18 protein-coding genes are annotated in these 18,896 nt (G+C 42.1%); 9 read left to right on the forward strand and 9 right to left on the reverse strand.

What is annotated here, in order from left to right; translation table 11 throughout:
* Positions 1–44: 44 nt before the first annotated feature.
* Together SynMVIR181_RS06635 and SynMVIR181_RS06640 are read right to left on the reverse strand one after the other, a co-directional pair.
* Positions 45–1,139 carry a hypothetical protein gene (locus SynMVIR181_RS06635; RefSeq protein WP_186588682.1) on the reverse strand — a complete coding sequence of 365 codons (1,095 nt, stop codon included), beginning with the start codon at positions 1,137–1,139 and terminating at the stop codon, positions 45–47.
* On the reverse strand, positions 1,133–1,990 hold the full coding sequence (locus SynMVIR181_RS06640; RefSeq protein WP_186588683.1) for a TIGR04168 family protein: 858 nt from the start codon (positions 1,988–1,990) through the stop codon (positions 1,133–1,135). The genes SynMVIR181_RS06635 and SynMVIR181_RS06640 overlap by 7 nt, the downstream gene beginning before the upstream one ends.
* Before the next feature lie 94 nt (positions 1,991–2,084).
* Between SynMVIR181_RS06640 and nadA the strand changes: the two genes are divergently transcribed.
* The 7 genes from nadA to SynMVIR181_RS06675 all read left to right on the forward strand — a co-directional run bounded on the left by nadA (position 2,085) and on the right by SynMVIR181_RS06675 (position 10,709).
* Complete coding sequence (gene nadA, locus SynMVIR181_RS06645; protein ID WP_186588684.1) at positions 2,085–3,020, forward strand: quinolinate synthase NadA; 936 nt, start codon at positions 2,085–2,087, stop codon at positions 3,018–3,020.
* Positions 3,021–3,397: 377 nt separating this feature from the next.
* Positions 3,398–4,375: a ligase-associated DNA damage response exonuclease gene (locus SynMVIR181_RS06650; RefSeq protein WP_186588685.1), complete on the forward strand. Its 978-nt coding sequence runs from the start codon at positions 3,398–3,400 to the stop codon at positions 4,373–4,375.
* 10 nt (positions 4,376–4,385) lie between these two features.
* On the forward strand, positions 4,386–6,086 hold the full coding sequence (locus SynMVIR181_RS06655; protein WP_186588686.1) for an ATP-dependent DNA ligase: 1,701 nt from the start codon (positions 4,386–4,388) through the stop codon (positions 6,084–6,086).
* 168 nt (positions 6,087–6,254) lie between these two features.
* A complete protein-coding gene (locus SynMVIR181_RS06660; protein WP_186588687.1) occupies positions 6,255–8,741 on the forward strand; it encodes a ligase-associated DNA damage response DEXH box helicase in 2,487 nt (828 codons plus the stop codon).
* A gap of 170 nt (positions 8,742–8,911) precedes the next feature.
* Entirely contained in the window at positions 8,912–9,394 is a 483-nt protein-coding gene (locus SynMVIR181_RS06665) for a DUF427 domain-containing protein (RefSeq protein WP_186588688.1), read from the forward strand.
* Positions 9,394–9,942, forward strand: a complete 549-nt coding sequence (locus SynMVIR181_RS06670) for a PAP/fibrillin family protein (protein WP_186588689.1) — start codon at positions 9,394–9,396, stop codon at positions 9,940–9,942. Before SynMVIR181_RS06665 ends, SynMVIR181_RS06670 begins: the two co-directional genes overlap by 1 nt.
* 278 nt (positions 9,943–10,220) lie before the next feature.
* A complete protein-coding gene (locus tag SynMVIR181_RS06675; RefSeq protein WP_186522755.1) occupies positions 10,221–10,709 on the forward strand; it encodes a tetratricopeptide repeat protein in 489 nt (162 codons plus the stop codon).
* A 73-nt stretch (positions 10,710–10,782) separates the two neighbouring features.
* Here SynMVIR181_RS06675 and SynMVIR181_RS06680 read toward each other — a convergent pair whose 3' ends face one another.
* The 4 genes from SynMVIR181_RS06680 to SynMVIR181_RS06695 form a co-directional block, all read right to left on the reverse strand.
* A complete protein-coding gene (locus SynMVIR181_RS06680) occupies positions 10,783–11,187 on the reverse strand; it encodes a hypothetical protein (protein WP_186588690.1) in 405 nt (134 codons plus the stop codon).
* 200 nt (positions 11,188–11,387) lie between these two features.
* Entirely contained in the window at positions 11,388–12,218 is an 831-nt protein-coding gene (locus SynMVIR181_RS06685; RefSeq protein ID WP_186588691.1) for a hypothetical protein, read from the reverse strand.
* An 827-nt stretch (positions 12,219–13,045) separates the two neighbouring features.
* Complete coding sequence (locus SynMVIR181_RS06690; RefSeq protein ID WP_186588692.1) at positions 13,046–13,318, reverse strand: SemiSWEET family sugar transporter; 273 nt, start codon at positions 13,316–13,318, stop codon at positions 13,046–13,048.
* A 108-nt stretch (positions 13,319–13,426) separates the two neighbouring features.
* Positions 13,427–13,903: a hypothetical protein gene (locus SynMVIR181_RS06695; RefSeq protein ID WP_186588693.1), complete on the reverse strand. Its 477-nt coding sequence runs from the start codon at positions 13,901–13,903 to the stop codon at positions 13,427–13,429.
* Between the two features lie 395 nt (positions 13,904–14,298).
* On the opposite strand from SynMVIR181_RS06695, the gene SynMVIR181_RS06700 reads away from it, so the two are divergent.
* Positions 14,299–14,628, forward strand: coding sequence for a hypothetical protein (locus SynMVIR181_RS06700; RefSeq protein WP_186588694.1), 330 nt, complete (start codon positions 14,299–14,301; stop codon positions 14,626–14,628).
* Between the two features lie 102 nt (positions 14,629–14,730).
* Here the strand turns inward: SynMVIR181_RS06700 and SynMVIR181_RS06705 are convergent, their stop codons facing one another.
* Genes SynMVIR181_RS06705 through SynMVIR181_RS06715 form a run of 3 tightly spaced genes read right to left on the reverse strand, consistent with a single transcriptional unit; the run spans position 14,731 to position 17,860 of the window.
* A complete protein-coding gene (locus tag SynMVIR181_RS06705; RefSeq protein WP_186588695.1) occupies positions 14,731–15,966 on the reverse strand; it encodes a flotillin family protein in 1,236 nt (411 codons plus the stop codon).
* Positions 15,966–17,285, reverse strand: a complete 1,320-nt coding sequence (locus SynMVIR181_RS06710) for a flotillin family protein (protein ID WP_186588696.1) — start codon at positions 17,283–17,285, stop codon at positions 15,966–15,968. The genes SynMVIR181_RS06705 and SynMVIR181_RS06710 overlap by 1 nt, the downstream gene beginning before the upstream one ends.
* A gap of 56 nt (positions 17,286–17,341) precedes the next feature.
* Positions 17,342–17,860, reverse strand: a complete 519-nt coding sequence (locus SynMVIR181_RS06715) for an NfeD family protein (RefSeq protein ID WP_186588697.1) — start codon at positions 17,858–17,860, stop codon at positions 17,342–17,344.
* Between the two features lie 222 nt (positions 17,861–18,082).
* On the opposite strand from SynMVIR181_RS06715, the gene SynMVIR181_RS06720 reads away from it, so the two are divergent.
* Entirely contained in the window at positions 18,083–18,877 is a 795-nt protein-coding gene (locus SynMVIR181_RS06720) for a DUF3598 family protein (RefSeq protein WP_186588698.1), read from the forward strand.
* The last annotated feature ends 19 nt before the right edge of the window (positions 18,878–18,896 follow it).

The following is an 18,896-nucleotide window of genomic DNA, read 5'->3' on the forward strand; positions in this document are numbered from 1 at the left end:
GGGCCGTCCGTCTCGGCATAGATAAATAAAAGTAATTGCTGCGATCAGTCGTGCTGAACTGTGTTCATTGCAACCGAGACCAAAGCCTTTGCTGCCTCTTCCGCGCCTTGTTTTGAACCAATCGGGCGGATTGCATCGACAAGTTGTTGATCCAGCTCCCATTCTCCTTGATTCAAAGCATGGCGACTAAGAATCTTGTGCTGTCCGAATGATCGAAGACCATTCATGAGGACGGAAGCTTCCGCGAAGCCATCACGCTCCACGACATGCATGCCTAGGTCTTGGCTTAACGCTTCACAAAACGTGCTGTAACCAGGCTTGCCTAGGTGCCGCTCGCAAAAAGGCATAACATCAAAAGGACGCACGCTTTCGGGCAAAAGAGTGACATTGGCCTCATATTTCAAGTTGGCCCGAAGGTGAGGAGCCACGGGGGCTGGCATCAAAAAATGATGATGAGGCCAGAGACGAAATAGGGCAGGGTCAATTGCTAGACCAAGGCCCCCAAATCCAACAAGCACGAGGGGCTGTTGAATCGTGTCCAAGTGCGCTCTCAATGGAGCAGGAAGCTCGCGCAAGGCAGACACGGTGAGACCTAACGGCTGCTCATCTAAACCCCAAGGCATCGCCATTGAAAAGGGGCAGCGCAACAGCAGCTCACCCTGCCGATATTGAGCGCGAGCTGCTGCTGCGTATTCGCTGAATCGACCACCAAGCGGCTCATAAATGTCATCCCAACCGAAATTCCCCATCCAAACCAAAGGAGCTCCCAACCGTTCAGATAGAACTGCTGCTGCCGGAGGAATGTCACCTACAACAAGCACTGGAGTGTTCTGCTCACCAATCCAGGCAACCTCTTGATCGATTCGTTGTGGCAGATCAGTCTCCAGAGCCTTCAAAGACGCCAACGTCTTCTCTTGATCAACGCCGAGGGCATCGGCCTGGATCATTCCCACATCCCACCCAACGAAGCGTTGCTCTACGGGCACAGCAGCGCAGACGAGCTTTAGAAAATCAGCAGAGACATTGGAACTGACTACAAGCCTCCATGACGGCTTAAGGCGGTGCAAAGCGCACAGAACAGTGGCTTGTCGTGCAGCGTGACCAAAACCATGGCTGCTTAGGCAGACATAAATCAGCATGGCGATCGACTTTCACTGGGGTGCCGCAACAACGTTTGTTCATAAGCGAGGGTTCCATTTGGATGGAACCAGCGATGACTGACAAGGCTGAGATGACGCCCCTCAAATTCAACCCAGGTGAAATGGATCAAGGTTTGCCCAGCTTCGTCTGAACCCGAGCGAGGAACGCAGGCGGCATTGACGTAGGCGGTGCCATAACGATCACGATGGAAAGTCATCCGTTCACCCTTGCCTCCTCTGAGGCTGTGGTGCATGTGGCCAAATACCACAAGATCTGCGGCTCGGCGGCGACGGAGGGTCTCAACAGCGATCGCTAGATCGCGATCACCCCAGTCGATGTGGGGATGCTTCCAATCCCGACCACAGATGCTGGACGCATCAGATCCAAGACCAGTAGGCCCACTGTGAGCAAGCAATACAAGTGGCCAATCCTCGGGAGCATGGGACGCCGCTTTAACGATCCGATCCACTGACTCCTGTTCCGTGACTGGGCCGAAAACGCTTTGCACCGCTTCAGAGATATGGAAACCACCTCCTGAACTGCATTGAAGGCCGCCAACAATGGCAACGGCTGGTGACGACCAATTGCGCAATTTCCAGGAGCAGTCGAGATCACCCAACATTGAAATCTGCTGCCGCAGTCGTTCACCAGTGCGATCTCTGCCCCGGTCGTGATTACCAAGAATCACGGCGCAGGGGAGCTTTAGACGTGTGATTGCCTTCACTAAGCGCAAATCACCATCACTCAAGTCGCCCACGAACAAAAGAGCATCAGGACGTAACTGCTCGAGCAGTTGTTCGTCGTGACAACTCCAGTCACCGTGAAGGTCTCCGGCTATGGCGAGGCGCAATCTGGTCAGGAGTGGTGCCTAGGCTTTGGACATCCTGCCCGATGTGGCCAGAATGTCTGCAATCAACACTGAGACAGATCTAGGGATCAGGATCATGAAAGACGCTCCCAGTGATCTCGTAAGCGCCATCAACCAGCTTCGAAGGGATCGGAACGCCATCGTTCTGGCGCACTATTACCAGGAGCCAGAAATACAAGATATAGCTGATTTCATTGGTGATTCCTTAGAGCTTTCACGAAAAGCAGCCAACACAGATGCGGATGTGATTGTTTTTTGTGGCGTGCATTTCATGGCAGAGACAGCAAAAATTTTAAGTCCAGAGAAAATTGTTCTGCTACCTGACAGCGAGGCAGGATGTTCACTAGCAGATGATTGTCCAGCCGATGATTTTGAGGCATTTAGAGCAAACCATCCTGAGCATTTTGTTGTGAGTTACATCAATTGCACAGCAGCTGTAAAAGCGCAAAGCGACTTGATATGCACAAGTAGTAATGCGGTTGACTTGGTCAATCAACTTCCATCTAATCAACCGATTCTATTTGCACCAGATCAGAATCTGGGTCGTTGGGTGCAACGACAAAGTGGTCGTGAGCTCACATTGTGGCCTGGACGCTGCATCGTTCACGAAACATTTAGCGAAGAAGCGTTGTTGAAACTAAAGCTAGAACACCCTGATGGAGAAGTCATTGCACATCCTGAATGTATGGAAAACCTTCTAGACCTTGCCGACTTCATAGGCTCAACCAGCAAACTCCTAGCGCATGCTCAAACAAGCTCAGCAACAACATTTATCGTGCTCACCGAACCCGGAATTTTGCATCAAATGCAAAAGATGGTTCCAAATAAAAGGTTTATCGATGTTCCGGGGCTAGACGGGTGTAGCTGCAATACATGCCCGTATATGCGAATGAATACACTCGAAAAACTATGGCATTGCCTAGAAACACTGGAACCCAAGATTGAAATGGACGAAAACCTTCGAGTCAAAGCATTGGCACCAATACAGAAAATGCTGGAGATGAGCAAATAGAAAAATTAAATAACCACTCTTCAATAACAAAAGGGACAATACAATTGACGCTCGAAAAGAATCATAAATAAAGATCTCATCAGAAAATCAATACACATAGCTATGATATGCAGAAAACCATTGCTCAGCAAAAACAGCAAACGAAGTAGAACAATACAACAAATGCAATGTCAATTCATCATGGATTACCTGAAACCGAAAAAGGGTAAAAGAGTTCAACAATTAAGAAACTGCTCATCATTGAAATGAGCTGCACTTTTACAAGGAAATGCAAAGCGAATCAAGACAACTAAATAAGTCATAGACACGATCAACAAAATAATCTTAAAAAGCCAATGGAGAACCACATTGAGAGAGAAAATTCGACAAAATAAGGTATGGCGGTTCTTGAGCAACGAACTGAAGGTTTGTACTGCCCTGCAGCAGGGGTATGGATTGATCCAACGCGTCCAGTGAAACGAGCACTCTTGACCCATGCCCATGCAGATCATGCAAGAGCTGGGTCTGAAGAATATTGGGCGGTGAAACAGTCGGAAGGGGTTTTAAGACAACGACTAGGACGGGAGATCAAGCTTAATGCAGTGAGCTATGGAGAAACACTCATCATTGGAGAAGCAAAGATATCGTTTCATAGTGCGGGGCATGTCTTAGGAAGTGCTCAGATACGTATCGAAGTAGGAGGCGAAGTATGGCTTGTGACAGGCGATTACAAACGATGCCATGACCCAAGTTGCGAACCATTTGAAGCGGTGAAATGCGATGTACTGATCACAGAATCAACCTTCGGTTTGCCGATCTATCACTGGAAGCCAGGAAAGGAAATAGCAGCAGAAATTTATAAATGGTGGAATGATGAAAAGGATCGTCCATCATTATTGTTTTGCTATGCATTTGGAAAAGCACAACGCGTACTAGCCGAACTAAGTGGACTGGGAATCAATGAGGAAATTCTCCTGCATGGAGCTGTGGAAACGGTGACACGACACTATCGTGAAGCAGGAATCAACATGGCTAAAACACGTCCAGTGAGTGAATTAGAACGCAAGAATCCACTCAGAGGCAGATTAATCATTGCTCCCCCATCTGCATATCGATCCAGTTGGATGAAGCGATTTAAAGAACCACAAACAGCTTTTGCATCAGGTTGGATGGCTGTGAAAGGAGCGAAAAGAAGAGGTGGTTACGAAAGGGGCTTCGTCCTAAGTGATCATGCAGATTGGTCCGGTCTCATAAAAACAATTAAAGAAAGTGAAGCCAAACAGGTCTATGTCACACATGGACAAGAAGATGTGATTTCACGATATCTGCGGGAAGTAGAAGGCATCAAAGCAAATCCACTCAAATCATTAAGCTGAGGTTCAATTAATGCGCAATGTTAGCTTTAGAACATTTGGAAACTTGATAAACACCCTTGAACAGTGCAATTCTACAAAAAAGAAGATCAACCTAATTAGTACATTCATAAAGGATATTGATCCAAGAGACGGATCATGGATACTCCTATTATTGATGGGCAGTCGACAGAAAAGACTGATCACAGGTCGACGTTTGAAAGAAATTCTACAAGCATCCTCAAAAATGCCCTCGTGGCTTATTGATGACTGTTTTGCTCAAGTGGGAGACTCCGCAGAAACAATTAGTTTATTATGGCCACAATTAAAGAATGAACTTACTACCACAGATATTGAATTCGAGGAGAATGACAATAAATTGTTTAATGAGACAAAAGAGTCAAAACCCCTTCATTGGTGGATGGAAACCTTGCTGCCAGAGATTAAAGATTCAACAGAAACAACACAACAAAGATTAATACTGAAATTGTGGAGTGAAATCACAGACCAAGATCACTACTTAACAAATAAACTAATCACAGGTGGATTCAGGAATGGTGTGTCAAAAGGCCTCGTTGTTAAAAGTATTGCACAAGCATATGAACTAGATGAAAGCACCGTACTTGAGCGTCTGATGAAACCAATGGAAATCAATAAAGTATGGTTTCAAGAATTAACTCAACAAGTGTCGGAAAAAAGAACAGATCGTGGAGCCATTCCCTATCCCTTTTACCTAGCAAGTCCTGTTCAGATTGAAGACATTAAAGAAACCCCACCAGCTGATTGGAGATTGGAATATAAATGGGATGGTATTCGTGGACAATTGATAAAAAGGGACACTGGCGCTTATCTATGGAGTAGAGGAGAAGAACTTGTGAATCATGTATTTCCTGAAATAATAGAGATGGCAGAAGATCTTACTGATGGCACGGTGCTAGACGGTGAGATATTATGTTGGCAAAAAGATATAAGCAAACCGATGGCTTTTGCGTCGTTGCAACGCAGGCTTGGACGGAAGACAGTGAACAAGAAGTTATTGAAGGAGTGCCCAACAGTATTCATGGCATACGATATTTTAGAACATAAATCAACAGATATTAGAGCGTACGATCTAAGAGATAGATTAAAACTTTTGGAGTGTATACAACAAAGCTGTAATCATCCATGCTTAATGATGGACAGTGAAAAAAAGTTTGCAGAATGGGAAGAACTAACTAAAATAAGGGATCGAGCACGTCTCGAAGGTGCCGAGGGTTTAATGATTAAAAAAAACAGCTCACACTATTTATCAGGCAGAAAAAAAGGATATTGGTGGAAATATAAACATGATCCTATGACTCTTGACGCAGTTTTAGTATATGCACAAGCTGGAACGGGTAAAAGGGCAAATCTTTTTACTGACTATACATTTGGATTATGGGATGACAGTAATAAAAATTCAAGGGATCGAAAACTAGTAACTTTTGCAAAGGCATATTCTGGACTAAACAATTCTGAGTTAATGGAATTAGACAAATGGATACGCGCTCATACAATCGAACGATATGGACCAACAAGAGTCGTTGAGCAGAAACAGATTTTTGAAATCGCCTTTGAGGGCGTTATGGAGTCAAAACGCCATAAATGCGGACTTGCAGTACGATTTCCAAGAATCCACCGATGGAGAATTGATAAACCAGTTATGGAAGCAGACTGTATCGAACAAGCGCAAGCATTATTAAAGCAAGTTATATAATGCAAATTAACTCAAAAAATATAGGTTATAAGATGAAAGAGTCTATTGTAAGGAAATGAGTCAGATGAAAATCAAGATAAGATCTGTCTATCTCAACAAAGTACATATCAAGCGCAGAGGAGCACAAAGTAAAAGCTTATACAAAAGGCAACCAATCAATCATTACCAATGAAAAAAAAATCAGGATGTGATGGAGGTCATACAACTGAAGATCTACTCAAACCGATCGAGAGTTGGTTTACACATCAAGGATGGACAGCATCTACCTTTCAAAGACAAAGCTGGCATTCCTATTTAGATGGTGCGAGCGGTCTCATCCAAGTGCCAACTGGATCGGGAAAAACCTATGCAGCAGTGATGGGTCCCATTGCAAGGATCCTGTCTGAAGAAACAAGTCCAAAAGGACTACGAGTGCTCTATCTCACTCCCTTAAGAGCTCTAAGTCGGGATTTGTCGCTAGCAATTCAGGAACCAATCCATGCGATGCAGTGGCCAATACGTGTAGGGACAAGGAATGGAGACACATCCTCAACAGAACGAGCCAAACAGCTTAAAAGTCCACCTGAAATCTTAGTTACTACACCAGAATCACTCTGTGTATTAATGAGTAATCGAAAAGCAAAAGAATTATTTGATGGATTGCATACAGTCATTCTGGATGAATGGCATGAATTAATGGGAAGCAAGCGCGGAAGCCAAACAGAATTGGCATTAAGTTGGCTGAGACATCAGCAACCTTCATTGCAAACATGGGCATTGAGCGCCACAATCGGAAATATTGAGGAAGCTACTGAGCATGCATTAGGAATCAGTACTGCAAATAAAGTAATAATAAATCATGCACCAAAAAGAAAAACAACAATTAGAAGTATAATCCCAGAATCCATTGATGGATTTCCCTGGGGTGGACATCTAGGCCTACGCAATTACGAAGGACTCATTGCAAAGCTAGATCCGAAAATAAGTACATTACTATTTACAAATACACGGAACCAATCAGAACGATGGCACCAATGCTTACGTTATGCATGCCCGGAAATGGAGGGGTTACTAGCTCTTCACCATAGTGCAATAGATCGTTCTGAAAGAGAAGCTATTGAAGAAAATATGAAAATGGGGTTAATCCGTTGGGTGGTTTGTACAAGTTCACTAGATCTAGGAATTGACTTTCAACCTGTAGAAAAAATTGTTCAAATTGGTAGTCCTAAGAACATCGCACGATTACTACAAAGAGCTGGGCGTTCGGCTCATTCCCCTGGAGGAGAATCACAAGTACTATTTATGCCCACAAATGCATTAGAACTCCTAGAGCTAAGTGCATTAAGAAGAGGCCTAGACAATGATTTAGTAGAAAATAGAAAAACGCCTAGTAAGCCGCTTGATGTACTACTTCAACATTTAACTACATTGGCATGTGGACCAGGCTTTAATCCTGAAGAGACACTCATAGCAATCCGTAGAACAGCTTCGTTTGCTTCATTAGAAGACGAAGAATGGAAATGGTGTCTATTGTTTCTCGAAAAAGGAGGAGTCTGTTTAAATGCATATACACGCTTTCGTAAACTTGAATGGAACGCTATTGAAAAGCTGTTTTTTGTAAGTGATCAATCAATAGCCCGACTTCATCGGCTGAATATTGGGACGATCACTTCTGCACCTTCCGTGCGTGTTCGCTTTAGTCGTGGTATCTATCTTGGACATGTTGAAGAGAGTTTCATCAGTCAATTAAAACCAAAAGATGTATTCTTCTTTGCAGGACGTCAATTAGAACTTATCAGAATGAAAGAAATGACAGCCTATGTAAAAACAACAACCAGGAAGAGTTCAATGGTTCCAGCATGGGCAGGAGGTCAGATGGCCTTATCTGATCTTTTGACGACTCAGCTGAGAGAAGAGGTATCACGAGCATCCAAGTTAATTCTAGATACACCAGAGTTAATGTCTTTAAGACCCTTGATCGATCGACAACTGGACTTGTCAATGATTCCTAGTGAAAATCAGTTTTTAATTGAAACATGTATTACCAAGGAAGGACAACATCTTTTCGCCTATCCATTTGAAGGACGTTTTGTTCACGAAGGACTAGGCTTTTTATGGGCATCACGCCTATCAAAGTATCAAAAAAGTACAATCACTGTATCAGTAAATGATTATGGATTTGAACTTTTAGGGCCCAAACAATATCCATTAAGCAAACTAGTTGAAGAAACTCTAGAAATTCTATTGGATGATAAAGATCTAGAGGAAGACATTGAAAATGCATTAAACTTATCAGAATTGTGTAAACGACGCTTTCGAAGTATTGCTCAGATATCAGGACTAATGATGCAAGGATTTCCAGGTAAAAACAAAAGTAGTGGACAGTTGCAAATCAGCGGATCTCTACTGTGGGATGTATTCAATAAGCATGAACCAAAGAATCTACTGCTAAGGCAATCACGATTTGAAGTACTAAATGAACAGCTTGAGTTACCTCGTTTAAAAAAAGCATTACAACGAATACGAAAAGGTGACATTATCCATAGTGAAATCGTTAGACCAGGTCCACTAGCGTTTCCACTGTTAGTTGAGCGATTACGATCTCGGCTCAGCAATGAGTCAATATTAGAAAGAGTCACAAGAATGCAAAATGAAGCGTTGCGGCATGAAAGGTAACATAATTATTGAAAACGGCAGAATAACTAGTGATTAGATAAAATAGCATACTTATTTGTATCCCAGGTCAAATTGTTTCAAGCTGCCAGTTGAAAGCTATTTAAATTTAGGAAAGGAATGCAAGCAGTGCAAAGCTTAAATACCTAGAATATATAAGTTGTAGTGATTCAATGCCAATTGAAGAAAATGTATCGGATTACCCAAGGCCACCATTGATTGAGCTAGTGAATGGGAATGTCTCGGTTCGTATTGCTGATGAAATTATTGCTGAGGATACCCGCTACGTGCGTGTATGTGAAACCTTTCACCCACCAACGATCTATATCAATCCAAAGGCTTTTGTCCATGGCTCTCTACAACAAATCTCTGGACGTGGCTCATTTTGCGAATGGAAGGGAGTAGCTGAGTATTGGTCACTGAGCAAAGCTGATGGAACAGATTCACGATCACGTGCTGGATGGAGCTATCCAAGACCAACAGAACGTTTTTCACTCCTTAAGGATTGGATAAGTCTGTACCCCCGATTAGTTGATGCTTGCATTTTGGAAGGTGAACATGTTTCACCTCAACCTGGTTCATTTTATGGTGGGTGGATTACAAGTTGGACGATTGGGCCCTTTAAAGGCGACATAAACCATCCGGAGTTAATCTGATGAAATGCAAGGAACAATTAACGAACTTACTTCAATCAGATCCTAAAAGTTGCTTCATTCCATCATTGATCGAGGAATTTGAATTGCTATCAAGGGTTAACCTTGAAACTGATATAACATTACTTAAGGGAGTTTGGGAATTAAAATGGAGTAGCTCAAGTCAGCCTTGGCTTAAGCAAGCTCCTTGGCTTGAAAATCTCCAGATTCTTGATCCAGTACAAAAAAAAGGGGTTAATCTATTACGTTTAAGTGCTCCCATTGGCTCTGTAGTGGGGATTGCTGTTGAAGCTGAATTGTCGATCAATAGCACCAATCAAGTTGGCGTACAGTTTAAAAGAGGCGGCTGGCTTGGTCCCTCTTTAGGCAATGGATGGAGACCAAAGCTTTTAGCTACGATTAATCAATCCTTTCCTGCTTGGCTCGATATCACAGGGTTAGATGACTCACTTCGGATTTGCCGTGGAAATGCGGGCACGTGCTTTGCGCTGCTGAAGAGAACCGATTTAGCAGTGAATGACTGGATTCCTCAATCCATAGGAAAAGGGTAGAAATCGATCTAGATAATTTGTAGGTCAGCTATTTCTTAAAAGCTTTTTATCATCTACAATTATTGACAATTCAACAGGTAAAAGCACCTGCAAGCGAACAGGTAACAGTGGGGATAATCGTCAAGCGACGTACCTATTTCAATTGAGCTTTCCTCCTTCACAATAAATTTGCTTTGATCCATCTCATCGGGGAGCATGAAGGTTGTTTTGAGTGTACGCTGTAACAAGTACGGTTAAACAAGATGAGGTATCGTTCGCTTCTACTAGCAATATTTCTGGTGTTCATTTCATTGACAATATCTTCTTATACAGATGTCAATGGAGACTTTCAGCGGAAAGGGATAGAAAAGCTGGAATTAGGTAATTACAATGGAGCTATTGTTGACTTCAGTAAGGCGATCGAAATAGACCCTAATGATGCAGTCACTTATGACTATCGAGGAGTTGCAAAGGCTAAAAAAGGGGATTTTTCCGGGTCAATCATTGATTATGATAAATCTATAGAATTAGACCCATATCGAATTGATACATACGGAAATCGTGGAATTGCGAAGGCTAGATCTGGCAATCTAAATGAAGCTATTTTAGATTTTGATTCAGCAATCTCAATTGATCCAAACAATGGTAATGCATTCTTCAACCATGGAATGTCAATGGATATGACTGGAGATTTAATGACTGCTTGTCTAGACTGGAAAAGAGCTGTAGAGCTGGGCGATGACAAAGGAAAGAAGTTTGTAGAAAAAAACTGTTTGAAATCAAGCTAAAGCGCAGTATTCAAATCATAACATTTTCGCTAACAAATCTATAAGCTCTTATATCATGATGTACTTTTAAATGTTAATCACTCTCGGGTAACTCATCAAATTCGGGCTTGCCAACAAGCAATATATCACAATCTATTTCATTGATTTGCACAACAAGTATTCGCCTTGGGCTTTCAAAAAATTCCTTTTTTGCTGTACCTATGGCATCAACTAAATCATCTATTGTGACCATTGCACCATTTGCGACATCCTTCTTAGCCTCATCCCACATCAAACAAAATTCATCTACCTCATTCATATGAGACATCATCATTTGCTTCATAGCTTTTTCAGAACCGATCTGTAATGACAGTTGGCTATATTTTTTAACTAAGGGCGAAGACATTGACATCGACACCTTTAGGTGATTCGATAGTCCTGAAATATTTATTTCTATTACCTCACAGTTTGGATTAATAATAATACAAGGAATCGCCATATCAAATAGTTCATGACTTATTAGTCTATTCCAATGATTTTCAATCTCTGACCAATTCTTCTTCAATTGAAAGAGCCTATTCCAGTGGGTAATACATGGTCAAAACCAGAGTTTTTTTAATAAGATTGGAAATATATTTTAACTAAAGAGTCATAGAAAGAGTTAGGCTTTGAAAATGAAAGTATAATACAAAGCAGGAATTAGTCAATTAATGCTTGCTGGTAATCCTTAATCGACTCTTGCAGCCCTATTTTCTTTAATCTTTCAAGGAATAGCTGACCTTTCGTGGGAAGTCCTCCTGGATGGTTTAGTTCATACCCCGTGACCTCTTCCAGTCCGATAGATGCCAATTCATAAAACGATGTACTAATTAAAAGTGTAGCAATTTCTGCATTCTGAAAATTATTGAGTGCATCAAGTTCTGAAGCCTGGTCTACTAAGTCCATACGAATTGGATATTTGGCAAACTTAACCAGCATTTGAAAATCAATTTTTGACTGAAGCCATGGTCGGCATACATCTTCATAAGCAAGGATTAATTCTCCAACAGGTGGACAGAACGCGTTAGTATCTAACTGTTTTGATACATTATTTATACCCCTATCCTCAATGATAATTCTAAGTAATTCAATCGAGAAATCATTGTATGACAAACAGAAAAAACCTTCTCGTAACGATTGAATCGAGGCTTCTGTTGCTCCATCACAAAACTCAGCGATCAGTGGTTGAAGCTTATTAAGTAGCTCTTGTGCCTGAGTCGCTGTTACAGAGATCGGTTCATGAGAACTTTGATCGTTCTTATTTGCAGAACGCGAGACAAGCCATTGACTTGGTGCAGTCGTGAACTCAGATGGAACCTTGGAATATGCATTTACTTCAGTTAGAGCCGCGAGTGCCATATCGACAGACTGGTATCCAGCAGCCTCAGCCTTTAATTCCCAATCAAATTTTTCATGCAACGCCTTTTCAATGGTTAGGACAACTGATGCGAGGTCTAGCTCCGTATCGCTTACACCAAGTTGAACAGCCAAACTCCTCAACGTCACGAGCTCTGCATCGGCGATGAAAATTTGATTCTTTAGCTCATCAAGCAATGGCTTACCTACCTTTCATGAAATAGTAATAGAGGAAATAGCTTCTTGCTGGACATAAGCGTTGAAGCCTATCTTTAGCTGCCCCTTGATCCGGACGCAGCTATGCGCTTTATGATGTTGCCGCGTTCGAGGCATGACTTCCTCATTGGCCATGTTCAGCATGGTATAAACACTCACGAATGAGTCCACAAGGCTGTAGTAGAGTCTTCACATAACTACATACTTCCCCGTGTCAGGTTATTCGACGAAATTTTTTGCTCTGAATGCGCCTCTAGTTATTGATACGACAGTAGTGCTTTTGGCTTTATCACAGCTCACAGCCTTGAGAGTTGCTAAAAAAGATCAAATCTAAGCTATGACTATTGATCAACACTGTAAAAGCCAACAAAGCACAGCAGACAGAAATTTTATGGATTTTAAATTTACAAAACCAGGATCGACAGAACAACTAAAATCTCTCGAGAGTCTTCATACATTAGTTTGTCAATGGGTAGTGTTCTTTCATGGTGATGAAAGCTATGATAAAGAAAAAGTTTCATTAAAAGAAGCTATGTTCTCGAACATTTACTAGGCTGTCAAGATTTTCTCTCTATTTTTTGTACCTATCAATTCATTTGCGTGATAATATTTTTCAACTGAATCGTGCATTAGTTTGATTTTAGTCATTCTACGGTTTTATTTTTTACGAGTTTGTTGGATTTCAAATAATATTCAATTTTTTTATCATTTGGAAAATACTTTTAAGTCATAATTACACCTATCATTTATAGTCGTCTTTCATTCTTCAAATAACTACTGAGCTTAATACTCAGGACAATAACTGCTGGTACTAAAGTGATTAGGTTAGCAAGCAAAACTGGACCATCATCTACCATCCACCCATAGATGGACCAGAACGTCACACCAGCTGTAAATAGTAGATACATTCGTAATGAGATCGATTGCGTATCTCTGCTTCGTAGCGTTTTTAGCGCTTGTGGAAAAAAGCTGACTGTTGTTAAAGTTGCAGCTATATACCCAATCAAATCAGCATTCATGAAAAACCAGGAAGTAATATACTATCCTATAGTAACAATCAAATGAAAACACAAAAACTATCTAATAATAAAAATACTAAGCAGTGAACTGAAATATACGGGAATTAATTACTGAGTGGCAACCATCTTCCTGCCATCATTGGAAGGTGGTGAAACTAATAAGAGATCTGCTCGAGACTCCCCCATTTGAACAATCAGCATCTTTCGTGGAGCTGCAATAAAACCTTTATTAGCGACATCCATTGCGTGAAGGATGTCATCAATATCACCTAAGGTATCATTTCGAGACAGCTGTTTGATCAAGGCAAGCTCTTCAAAAAACTTCTGGCTGTTGCTTTTATATGTATCCATCATTTTGCTCCTTGCAGCTTCTACTCCATACTCAACAGCGTTTTGAAGATAATCCTTCAAGAGTTGTCTCGACAGCGTTGGAGGCATATTAATATAATCTATTAAGTCAAAAAGGGTTGTTTCAAATAAGTCTCCATCTTTATCTATCAAAACACAAGGAGTCTCTAGTACAAAAGTTGGTTGATCTCTTAGACGTATCCAATGATTCTCAATGTCATTCCAGCTTTTAGACATAGGATTTGGTTCTCCGAGAATTACGTAATGTAGTCAATGAAAAATAGTGGCTAAATGTTGAATATCCAAAAGGCTTTATTAAGGCTCGATTTAAATTATCAAGTAGATCTATTTAATAACCATATTGCAAAAATTATAAATTAATGAATTTACCCATTCATGATAACCAATTCTGATGCGATTCCTGCGGAATATTTGATTCTCCACACATATCTCTTTTGCAATAAAACCATATTAACAACCAAATGACTAGTCATCTTGACATGATGGAGGATATATTAACAATCGGCGATTATAATTCTGAGTTCGATTGTCAATCAATTATAGAAATCTATAAGCAGCTTTGATTTAGGGCATTCAAAGCACTAGCATAGGTATTCAGCGTCATTACAGCAGTGGTTTTTCCATACTTAATCGTATTCCTGATTATTTCATTGTTTTTCAAGCCGTTCTGGAATCTCTATCGTCTGTTAATTCATTGGTCTTTTTTACTTATTTTGTCTCCTTGGATTGTAGGAAAAGCGTTGAGTGCACGCTGGGCTGAAGACGATTATGGAAATGGACCAAGATTAATTGCTCTTCCTATAGCATTAGGAGGTTACTGGCTATTGTATGGTTCATATGTTCATCCAGAATATTCGCTATTTCCACTCTTCATTTATTATTTTGTAGCGTGGCCTGCTTTCCGTCATAGTGATGCTTGGGAAAAACTAAACAGGAAATAAAATTTTCATACTCTTGACTTGAACAGACATAGGGTATACATTAATCCAATTTTCTTAAAGTAAATATATGGTTTGGCCTTTAAAATTTTTTAAATATGATAATCAGTCAGTCGTATCCCCAATATCTTTAGAAGTCATTTGTTCTGGTAACCGTAACCCTGTACTTGACTGCAGCTGCTTCAATAATGTAGCAATTGACAGACTGTTCTGCCCATCACGTTCTCCAATCAGATTGACTTCTTCAACTTCGATGGGTTGCACAGTATCGCTTAGCATCGTTAGAAGCGGTTCCAGCTTTTGCAATAGGAACAGACGCTTGGCATCGCTACCTGATCGTTTTAGTGACTCAACAAGATCACGTAATCCTTCTGCTTGAGACCTTCCTTGTTCAATAATTGTTGCAGCTTCACCTTTCGCTTCAGCCATCATTGTTTGACATTCTGATTCCGCAGGAGCGATAACATCAGCTTCTAATTGTTGTAAAACTTGCTTGATACGTTGTTCCTGTACTGGAAGCTCTGCTTCTGCACGAGCCAGCTCAGCACCAATACGTGCCTCTTCCTCAGCAACCAAGGCGTCACGCTTTGTTAGTGCATCCTGAACGCGTTTATTTGCATTCGCTGTCGCAATTGCCAGGTCTTTATCAAGTCGACGTAGCGATGTAATACGTTCGTTTTCTGCACGCTTCACAGCAGATTGAGATTTGGCCTCTGCTTCTGCTATTCGTGAATCCCTCTTCAATTCAACTAGTTGCTTCCTACCAATTGAATCAAGATACAAAACATCATCGGAGATATTTTGAATTTGGAGAGTATCTAACACCAAACCTAGCTTTTGAAGATCGTCTTCCGCTTCCTCTAGTAGCGTTCGTGCAAAGGTTACCTTGTCCTCATTTAATTGCTCCGGAGTTAAACTAGCCATGACACCTCGAAGATTCCCTTCAAGGGTTTCTTTTGCAATATGCCGAATTTCGTCTTGCGATTTCCCAATTAAACGTTCAATGGCGTTATGAATACCTGGTTCGTCACCTGAAATTTTTATGTTTGCAACGCCAGACACGTTTAAAGGAATACCACCACGTGAATAAGCGCTTTCAACTTGCAAATCAATGATCATATTGCTTAGGTCTAATCGCATCACCTCTTCGAGCAATGGGATGCGCAAAGCACTACCGCCTCGAACGGTTCGATAACCAACTGTTTGACCTGATCCAGTTGTGCGTCTAAGACCGGCAAAAATCAAAGCTTCGCTCGGTTGACAGATGTAATACAACTTTTTGAGGAGCACTATGAAGGCCCATACGCCCGCTCCGCCTGTTAGAAGAATAGACAAAAACATTACTGATTACCTCTGTTTGAAAGGGTGTCGATCAGGTCAATACCAAAGATTTCTTTGACTTGATCAAAGAACTGTCGTACGACGACGTGATTCAGCGCTACGAGGCTGGCAAGGCTGGATGCATCGTTGCCATCCAACGTTGTGATCCTTTTCAAATGAAGACGTCCTGGAAGACGTGTGGCGTGATCAAGCACCATTTCAATTTGCTGAAGAAGAAACACAAGCTCTGCTGTGCTGCCTGCCTCTTCCCAAACCTGAGTGAGCAGATCATTCACTAAGGCACTTGCTTTAACGTCCTCCGCCGTTGCAGCAGCCATTCCACGAGCTCTCAGCTCTTTTGCCTTTTGATTGGCTTGAGCTGGAAGGACTTGTTCGGCTTGCAGCCGTAGTCGTTCTAGCTCCGCCCTAACTTTTTGAAGTTTTTGCTCCGCTATCGCTCTAGCTTCCAGTTCCGCTGCTTCTGTTCGCTGCTCTTCAGATCGTGCCTTTTTTTCCATTAAGGCAACTTTGGTTCGCACACCGTTGTCCTTTTCAAGCACGACGGTCTGCGCATCAGTCCGAACCACTTCGGCTTTTTCCTCCATTTCAGCTTCAATCCGCTCGGCTTGACCGATCGCTTCAGCTTCAGCAATCTCAGCATCACGAACGATCTGAGCCACTCTTCTGCGACTGATTGAGTTGAGATAATCAACATCGTCGGAAACGCTTTGGATCTTTAACGTGTCCAGCTGAAGTCCGAGTCGCCTCAGATCATCTCCTACATCCTTGGCAATTTGCTCAGCAAAACGTAGTCGGTCCTCATTGACCTCTTCTGGCGTGAGCTGAGCGAGAACACTACGTAAATTTCCTTCTAGGTTTTCTTGGGCAACCTGAATAATTTCACGAGGATCGCGTCCCAGGAAACGTTCAATTGCGTTGTTACGAACATCAGGATCCGTACTGACCTTCACATTGGCAATGGCCTGAATATTCAGCGGTGTACCTCCATTAGAATAGGCATTTTTTACTTCAACTAAGACTGGTAGCAGCGTGACATCCATACGCCGTGCTGTCTCGAGCACTGGTTTTACAAATGTCCAGCCGCCGTTTGCAACGACGCGATATCCCTTCAAGCCCTGACTTCCCTGATTGGTACGCGATCCCGTTACCACCAGCATCTCGTTGGGTCGACAAATCCGAATCATCCATCGACTTAGAAGTGTCAGTCCAACGAGACTGACGACAACAATTCCAACCCCACCTGCGATTGTGTTGTTTTGATCCCTAGACAGGAAACCAACCGATGGTGAGGGCTGCTCACTGAGCAGTCGTGAAGACATGGGCAACGGGAAGCTGATCCTGGGTTAGCTCCGTAGAAGAAGATTGTCCACAAACCTCACAACCGGTCCACGCGCAGGGTGTATTCATCACTGGCCAGCACGACCACAGCCGTACCTTCTTCAAGTCGTCCCGCGTTGCTCAGGGCTGGTCTTCGAATCAAACTGCCACGCACGCGTAATTCAACAAAACCACGTTCCGCTTGGGTGATAGGCAATGTCACCAAAGCCTGTTGACCAATAAAGTCGTCATTGCGGATGAGTGTGTCTGCCTCCCGACGGCTCATAAGGCGCAACACATGAGATGCAGCCCATCCCATACCCAAACCCATTGAACAAGCAACAAACAAGGAAAGGAATCCACTGTCCTTTGGGCTAAGCAACAACATCAACAGTCCACACAAGCCGAACCCACAGAGACCAAACGACCAAAACGGAGTACTGAATAGCAGGCTTAGGTTTCCGCCCGAACCATCACCATCAAACCCTCCGCCATCGAGACCATTGCCATCGTTATCAAGGGAGAAGGCGATTAAAACTGCTCCTGCAACAAGGCAAAAGGAATAGGTCCAAATCATCGATACTCAGCCGCTGAGTGTTCATAATGGTGGTCTTGATCAATTCTGGACCCATTACTCAAATACGTCTACTACCAATGGTTGAGTTTGATCAGCATATTCATGAGACTAAGGGAACCAAATCATTGAGATCGATGTCCCCTCCTGAAGCACCAACTTTTATTTCATTGAGATTAACAGTCTAAGAAAAGTATCTTTCCTCATCTCCACTGGTGTGACACCATGAATGATCAAAATTTATCCTCCCTACAAAACTGGAATGCATTTTGGGATTATCACCTCGGAGCCTGGGATGGGCAATGGACACGTTATAAACCAAGTGGAGAGTTGTCAGAATCCTTCTTAAGTAATCGATCGTTTGAATCCGATCCTGAAAAAAAGATTATTAATCAATTTAATCAGTATTTCTATAATCATGGCGAGCATGAGGAAAAGCATTGGACGTACAGCTTCAAAGATCACTGCAAAAAAGATGGATTCATGCATCCTGCGAGCGACTATATGCGGGGATTGGCTTTTCGCGATGGATCTGCTGCATGGCTTGTTCTTCAGGCCAAAAAAGAACAATATTTTCCAATGGAGCTTTTTCTTACCAACAAGAATGTTCGCTGCAGCGTTGGCATGCTTTATGGGGTCGATGGTGAACTTCAAAGAACAGCTTGCATTCGTGAGCGACGTAAGGATCTTGATGATTCATCGTGGTCGAATACAAGTGAGCTTGTTCCACCTTGGGAAAACAGAAACCAATGGCATGGAATCACTCAAATTATTGATACTGATTTGACTCGATCTTCGATTAATACCACGTTCGAAATGAAACCACAAACGAATGAAGAAGAATATTTTTTCCCTGATAACATTGTGTTACGTTGTCCAGCAAGAATCACTCTCAACCAAAAATTTACAATTACCGGGATCTGGCTTGAATCCAAAAATCATCTGAAAACAATCAAAGCATTCTATGGGAATGATTCAAAACTAATTGATGTTCGCTTCAGTATTTACAACCATAAATAGCTTTTGCACTTCAGCATGA

The organism is Synechococcus sp. MVIR-18-1 (assembly GCF_014279835.1).
GTDB lineage: Bacteria > Cyanobacteriota > Cyanobacteriia > PCC-6307 > Cyanobiaceae > Synechococcus_C.

Excerpts from the sequence above, each read along its gene's own strand:
- SynMVIR181_RS06635 (WP_186588682.1), bottom strand. The coding sequence starts at position 1,139 with ATGCTGATTTATGTCTGCCTAAGCAGCCATGGTTTTGGTCACGCTGCA.
- nadA (WP_186588684.1), top strand. The coding sequence starts at position 2,085 with ATGAAAGACGCTCCCAGTGATCTCGTAAGCGCCATCAACCAGCTTCGA.
- SynMVIR181_RS06650 (WP_186588685.1), top strand. The coding sequence starts at position 3,398 with ATGGCGGTTCTTGAGCAACGAACTGAAGGTTTGTACTGCCCTGCAGCA.
- SynMVIR181_RS06655 (WP_186588686.1), top strand. The coding sequence starts at position 4,386 with ATGCGCAATGTTAGCTTTAGAACATTTGGAAACTTGATAAACACCCTT.
- SynMVIR181_RS06660 (WP_186588687.1), top strand. The coding sequence starts at position 6,255 with ATGAAAAAAAAATCAGGATGTGATGGAGGTCATACAACTGAAGATCTA.
- SynMVIR181_RS06665 (WP_186588688.1), top strand. The coding sequence starts at position 8,912 with ATGCCAATTGAAGAAAATGTATCGGATTACCCAAGGCCACCATTGATT.
- SynMVIR181_RS06670 (WP_186588689.1), top strand. The coding sequence starts at position 9,394 with ATGAAATGCAAGGAACAATTAACGAACTTACTTCAATCAGATCCTAAA.
- SynMVIR181_RS06680 (WP_186588690.1), bottom strand. The coding sequence starts at position 11,187 with ATGGCGATTCCTTGTATTATTATTAATCCAAACTGTGAGGTAATAGAA.
- SynMVIR181_RS06690 (WP_186588692.1), bottom strand. The coding sequence starts at position 13,318 with ATGAATGCTGATTTGATTGGGTATATAGCTGCAACTTTAACAACAGTC.
- SynMVIR181_RS06695 (WP_186588693.1), bottom strand. The coding sequence starts at position 13,903 with ATGTCTAAAAGCTGGAATGACATTGAGAATCATTGGATACGTCTAAGA.
- SynMVIR181_RS06705 (WP_186588695.1), bottom strand. The coding sequence starts at position 15,966 with ATGTTTTTGTCTATTCTTCTAACAGGCGGAGCGGGCGTATGGGCCTTC.
- SynMVIR181_RS06710 (WP_186588696.1), bottom strand. The coding sequence starts at position 17,285 with ATGTCTTCACGACTGCTCAGTGAGCAGCCCTCACCATCGGTTGGTTTC.
- SynMVIR181_RS06715 (WP_186588697.1), bottom strand. The coding sequence starts at position 17,860 with ATGATTTGGACCTATTCCTTTTGCCTTGTTGCAGGAGCAGTTTTAATC.
- SynMVIR181_RS06720 (WP_186588698.1), top strand. The coding sequence starts at position 18,083 with ATGAATGATCAAAATTTATCCTCCCTACAAAACTGGAATGCATTTTGG.